We start from the raw sequence: 4,534 nt of genomic DNA, 5'->3' as shown, positions 1-4,534 counted from the left end.
ACCTGACCCCATGCCGAACTCAGAAGTGAAACGCCGTAGCGCCGATGGTAGTGTGGGGTCTCCCCATGCGAGAGTAGGGAACTGCCAGGCATCAAATTAAGCAGAAGGCCCGGTCGGAAGACTGGGCCTTTTTGCGTTTCTACAAACTCTCCCTGTCGTCATAACTACAAGCCATCCCCCCACAGATACGGTAAACTAGCCTCGTTTTTGCATCAGGAAAGCAGCTATGAACCACTCCTTAAAACCCTGGAACACATTTGGCATTGATCATAATGCTCAGCACATTGTATGTGCCGAAGACGAACAACAACTACTCAATGCCTGGCAGCATGCAACCGCAGAAGGGCAACCCGTTCTTATTCTGGGTGAAGGAAGTAATGTACTTTTTCTGGAAGACTATCGCGGCACGGTGATCATCAACCGGATCAAAGGTATCGAAATTCATGATGAACCTGATGCGTGGTATTTACATGTAGGAGCCGGAGAAAACTGGCATCGCCTGGTAAAATACACTTTGCAGGAAGGTATGCCTGGTCTGGAAAATCTGGCATTAATTCCTGGTTGTGTCGGCTCATCACCTATCCAGAATATTGGTGCTTATGGCGTAGAATTACAGCGAGTTTGCGCTTATGTTGATTGTGTTGAACTGGCGACAGGCAAGCAAGTGCGCTTAACTGCCAAAGAGTGCCGTTTTGGCTATCGCGACAGTATTTTTAAACATGAATACCAGGACCGCTTCGCCATTGTAGCCGTAGGTCTGCGTCTGCCAAAAGAGTGGCAACCTGTACTAACGTATGGTGACTTAACTCGTCTGGATCCTACAACAGTAACGCCACAGCAAGTATTTGATGCGGTGTGTCATATGCGCACCACCAAACTCCCTGATCCAAAAGTGAATGGCAATGCCGGTAGTTTCTTCAAAAACCCTGTTGTATCTGCCGAAACGGCTAAAGCATTACTGTCACAATTTCCAACAGCACCAAATTACCCCCAGGCGGATGGTTCAGTAAAACTGGCAGCAGGTTGGCTTATCGATCAGTGCCAGCTAAAAGGGATGCAAATGGGTGGGGCTGCGGTGCACCGTCAACAGGCGTTAGTTCTCATTAATGAAGACAATGCAAAAAGCGAAGATGTGGTGCAACTGGCACACCATGTAAGACAAAAAGTGGGTGAAAAATTTAATGTCTGGCTTGAGCCTGAAGTCCGCTTTATTGGTGCATCAGGTGAAGTGAGCGCAGTGGAGACAATTTCATGAAGGATAACACCGTGCCACTGAAATTAATCGCGCTGTTAGCGAATGGCGAATTTCACTCAGGTGAGCAGTTGGGTGAAACGTTAGGAATGAGCCGGGCGGCTATTAATAAACACATTCAGACACTGCGTGACTGGGGCGTTGATGTCTTTACCGTTCCGGGTAAAGGATACAGCCTGCCTGAGCCCATCCAGTTACTTAATGCTGAACAGATATTGGGTCAGCTGGATGGCGGTAGTGTAGCCGTGCTGCCAGTTATTGACTCCACGAATCAGTACCTTCTTGATCGTATCGGAGAGCTTAAATCGGGCGATGCCTGCGTTGCAGAATACCAGCAGGCTGGCCGTGGTCGCCGGGGGCGGAAATGGTTTTCGCCTTTTGGCGCAAACTTATATTTGTCGATGTTCTGGCGTCTGGAACAAGGCCCGGCGGCGGCGATTGGTTTAAGTCTGGTTATCGGTATCGTGATGGCGGAAGTATTACGCAAGCTGGGAGCAGATAAAGTTCGTGTCAAATGGCCTAATGACCTCTATCTGCAGGATCGCAAGCTGGCAGGCATTCTTGTGGAGCTGACTGGCAAAACCGGCGATGCGGCGCAAATAGTCATTGGAGCCGGGATCAACATGGCAATGCGTCGTGTTGAAGAGAGTGTCGTTAATCAGGGGTGGATCACGCTGCAGGAAGCGGGGATCAATCTCGATCGTAATACGTTGGCGGCCATGCTAATACGTGAATTACGCGCGGCGCTGGAACTCTTCGAACAAGAAGGATTGGCACCTTATCTTTCGCGCTGGGAAAAGCTGGATAATTTTATTAATCGCCCAGTGAAACTTATCATTGGTGATAAAGAAATATTTGGCATTTCACGCGGAATAGACAAACAAGGCGCTTTATTGCTTGAGCAGGACGGAATAATAAAACCCTGGATGGGCGGTGAAATATCCCTGCGTAGTGCAGAAAAATAAGAAAGGGGAGCATTAGCTCCCCTGCAAATTATTTGCGTAGTCTGACCTCTTCTACCGCATGATTAGCACTTTTCGTCAGGATTAAACTGGCGCGCTCGCGAGTAGGTAGAATATTTTGCTTTAAGTTCAGCCAGTTGATCTCTTTCCACAACGTCATGGCAGTCTTAATAGCTTCTTCTTTAGTTAATTTCGCGTAGTTATGAAAATAGGAATCCGGGTCTGTAAAAGCCCCTTCGCGGAATTTCAGAAAACGGTTGATATACCACGTCTGAAGTAAGTCTTCCGGAGCATCAACATATATCGAAAAATCGACAAAATCAGAAACAAATACATGATGTGGATCGTGTGGATAATCCATCCCGCTCTGTAAGACATTTAACCCTTCAAGAATTAAAATATCAGGCTGAACAACAGTTTTATCTCCATCCGGGATCACATCATAAATAAGATGCGAGTAAACAGGGGCTGTAACGTTTGGCACGCCGGACTTGAGATCGGAAACAAACTTCACCAGGCGATGCATATCATACGATTCCGGGAAGCCTTTCTTCTTCATCAGACCACGTTCTTTCAGAACCTGATTAGGGTGAAGGAAGCCATCTGTAGTGATCAGTTCAACACGACGATGTTCCGGCCAACGGCTTAATAGTGCCTGCAATACACGGGCGGTTGTACTTTTCCCCACCGCGACACTACCAGCAATACTGATAATGTAAGGAATGCGTTGCCCGTTGGTACCAAGAAACTGTTCCAGAACTGCCTGACGGCGCAGATTCGAGCTTATATAGAAGTTCAGCAAACGTGACAGAGGTAAATAGATCTCGGCAACTTCTTCTAACGAGAGATCTTCATTAATACCTTTGAGACGGGCGATCTCATCTTCCGATAACGTCATAGGTACGGAATCACGCAGAGCTGCCCACTGGTTGCGGTCAAACTGTAGGTAAGGCGTCATTAACGTTTGCTCTTTTATACTCATAAGCATGTTTCTGGCGGTCATAGCTCTATCGGCAAAGCGATATTTGCCATGGCGCGTCACAGTTCTGTTGAATGGGTTAATGGGCAGGAGGGTAACACCAGATGGGGAGGAATAATAAGAAAAAATCTCTCCCAGGAAGCTATCGTTGAAAAGCAATGTGACAGATATTCCATCTGATAAAAAGAATTATGGTTTAGCAGGAGCGCATTGTTGAGCACAATGATGTTGAAAAAGTGTGCTAATCTGCCCTCCATTCGGCTGTTTCTTCATCGTGTCGCATAAAATGTGACCAATAAAACAAATTATGCAATTTTTTAGTTGCATGAACTCGCATGTCTCCATAGAATGCGCGCTACTTGATGCCGACTTAGCTCAGTAGGTAGAGCAACTGACTTGTAATCAGTAGGTCACCAGTTCGATTCCGGTAGTCGGCACCATCAAGTCCGGTGGGGTTCCCGAGCGGCCAAAGGGAGCAGACTGTAAATCTGCCGTCACAGACTTCGAAGGTTCGAATCCTTCCCCCACCACCAATTTCGGCCACGCGATGGCGTAGCCCGAGACGATAAGTTCGCTTACCGGCTCGAATAAAGAGAGCTTCTCTCGATATTCAGTGCAGAATGAAAATCAGGTAGCCGAGTTCCAGGATGCGGGCATCGTATAATGGCTATTACCTCAGCCTTCCAAGCTGATGATGCGGGTTCGATTCCCGCTGCCCGCTCCAAGATGTGCTGATATAGCTCAGTTGGTAGAGCGCACCCTTGGTAAGGGTGAGGTCGGCAGTTCGAATCTGCCTATCAGCACCACTTCTTTTCTCCTCCCTGTTTTTTCCTTCTGTTTATTGCATTCAACAAGTCGGGCATGTTGCCTGGTTGATGTGGTGATATCACCGATTTATCCGTGTCTTAGAGGGACAATCGATGTCTAAAGAAAAGTTTGAACGTACAAAACCGCACGTTAACGTCGGTACTATCGGCCACGTTGACCATGGTAAAACAACGCTGACCGCTGCAATCACTACCGTACTGGCTAAAACCTACGGCGGTGCTGCTCGCGCATTCGACCAGATCGATAACGCGCCGGAAGAAAAAGCTCGTGGTATCACCATCAACACTTCTCACGTTGAATACGACACCCCGACCCGTCACTACGCACACGTAGACTGCCCGGGGCACGCCGACTATGTTAAAAACATGATCACCGGTGCTGCTCAGATGGACGGCGCGATCTTGGTAGTTGCTGCGACTGACGGCCCGATGCCGCAGACTCGTGAGCACATCCTGCTGGGTCGTCAGGTAGGCGTTCCGTACATCATCGTGTTCCTGAACAAATGCGACATGG

Annotated in this window: 4 protein-coding genes, 4 tRNA genes and 1 rRNA gene; 8 read left to right on the top strand and 1 reads right to left on the bottom strand. The window is 48.1% G+C overall.

What is annotated here, in order from left to right; all coding sequences use genetic code 11:
- The 3 genes from rrf to birA form a co-directional block, all read left to right on the top strand.
- Window positions 1-90, top strand: a 5S ribosomal RNA gene (gene rrf, locus ACJHW7_RS25090); the annotation flags it as partial.
- A gap of 136 nt (window positions 91-226) precedes the next feature.
- Window positions 227-1,255, top strand: coding sequence for a UDP-N-acetylmuramate dehydrogenase (murB, locus tag ACJHW7_RS25085; RefSeq protein ID WP_001016659.1), 1,029 nt, complete (start codon window positions 227-229; stop codon window positions 1,253-1,255).
- A complete protein-coding gene (gene birA / locus ACJHW7_RS25080; protein WP_000654614.1) occupies window positions 1,252-2,217 on the top strand; it encodes a bifunctional biotin--[acetyl-CoA-carboxylase] ligase/biotin operon repressor BirA in 966 nt (321 codons plus the stop codon). The genes murB and birA overlap by 4 nt, the downstream gene beginning before the upstream one ends.
- A gap of 28 nt (window positions 2,218-2,245) precedes the next feature.
- Here the strand turns inward: birA and coaA are convergent, their stop codons facing one another.
- A complete protein-coding gene (coaA, locus tag ACJHW7_RS25075) occupies window positions 2,246-3,196 on the bottom strand; it encodes a type I pantothenate kinase (RefSeq protein WP_000023081.1) in 951 nt (316 codons plus the stop codon).
- 361 nt (window positions 3,197-3,557) lie between these two features.
- Here coaA and ACJHW7_RS25070 point away from each other — a divergent pair.
- The 5 genes from ACJHW7_RS25070 to ACJHW7_RS25050 all read left to right on the top strand — a co-directional run.
- A tRNA-Thr gene (locus tag ACJHW7_RS25070) sits at window positions 3,558-3,633 on the top strand.
- Window positions 3,634-3,641: 8 nt separating this feature from the next.
- A tRNA-Tyr gene (locus ACJHW7_RS25065) sits at window positions 3,642-3,726 on the top strand.
- Between the two features lie 116 nt (window positions 3,727-3,842).
- Window positions 3,843-3,917, top strand: a tRNA-Gly gene (locus tag ACJHW7_RS25060).
- A gap of 6 nt (window positions 3,918-3,923) precedes the next feature.
- Window positions 3,924-3,999, top strand: a tRNA-Thr gene (locus tag ACJHW7_RS25055).
- Window positions 4,000-4,113: 114 nt separating this feature from the next.
- On the top strand, window positions 4,114-4,534 hold a 421-nt coding region (locus ACJHW7_RS25050), incomplete at its 3' end, for a GTP-binding protein (protein WP_001492474.1).

Source organism: Escherichia sp. WS1152, from assembly GCF_046487665.1.
Lineage (GTDB): Bacteria > Pseudomonadota > Gammaproteobacteria > Enterobacterales > Enterobacteriaceae > Escherichia > Escherichia coli.
Note: the sequence above shows the minus strand (reverse complement) of the source record. Positions and strands in the feature narration are given on the sequence as shown.

Excerpts from the sequence above, each read along its gene's own strand:
- birA (WP_000654614.1), top strand. The coding sequence starts at position 1,252 with ATGAAGGATAACACCGTGCCACTGAAATTAATCGCGCTGTTAGCGAAT.
- coaA (WP_000023081.1), bottom strand. The coding sequence starts at position 3,196 with ATGAGTATAAAAGAGCAAACGTTAATGACGCCTTACCTACAGTTTGAC.
- murB (WP_001016659.1), top strand. The coding sequence starts at position 227 with ATGAACCACTCCTTAAAACCCTGGAACACATTTGGCATTGATCATAAT.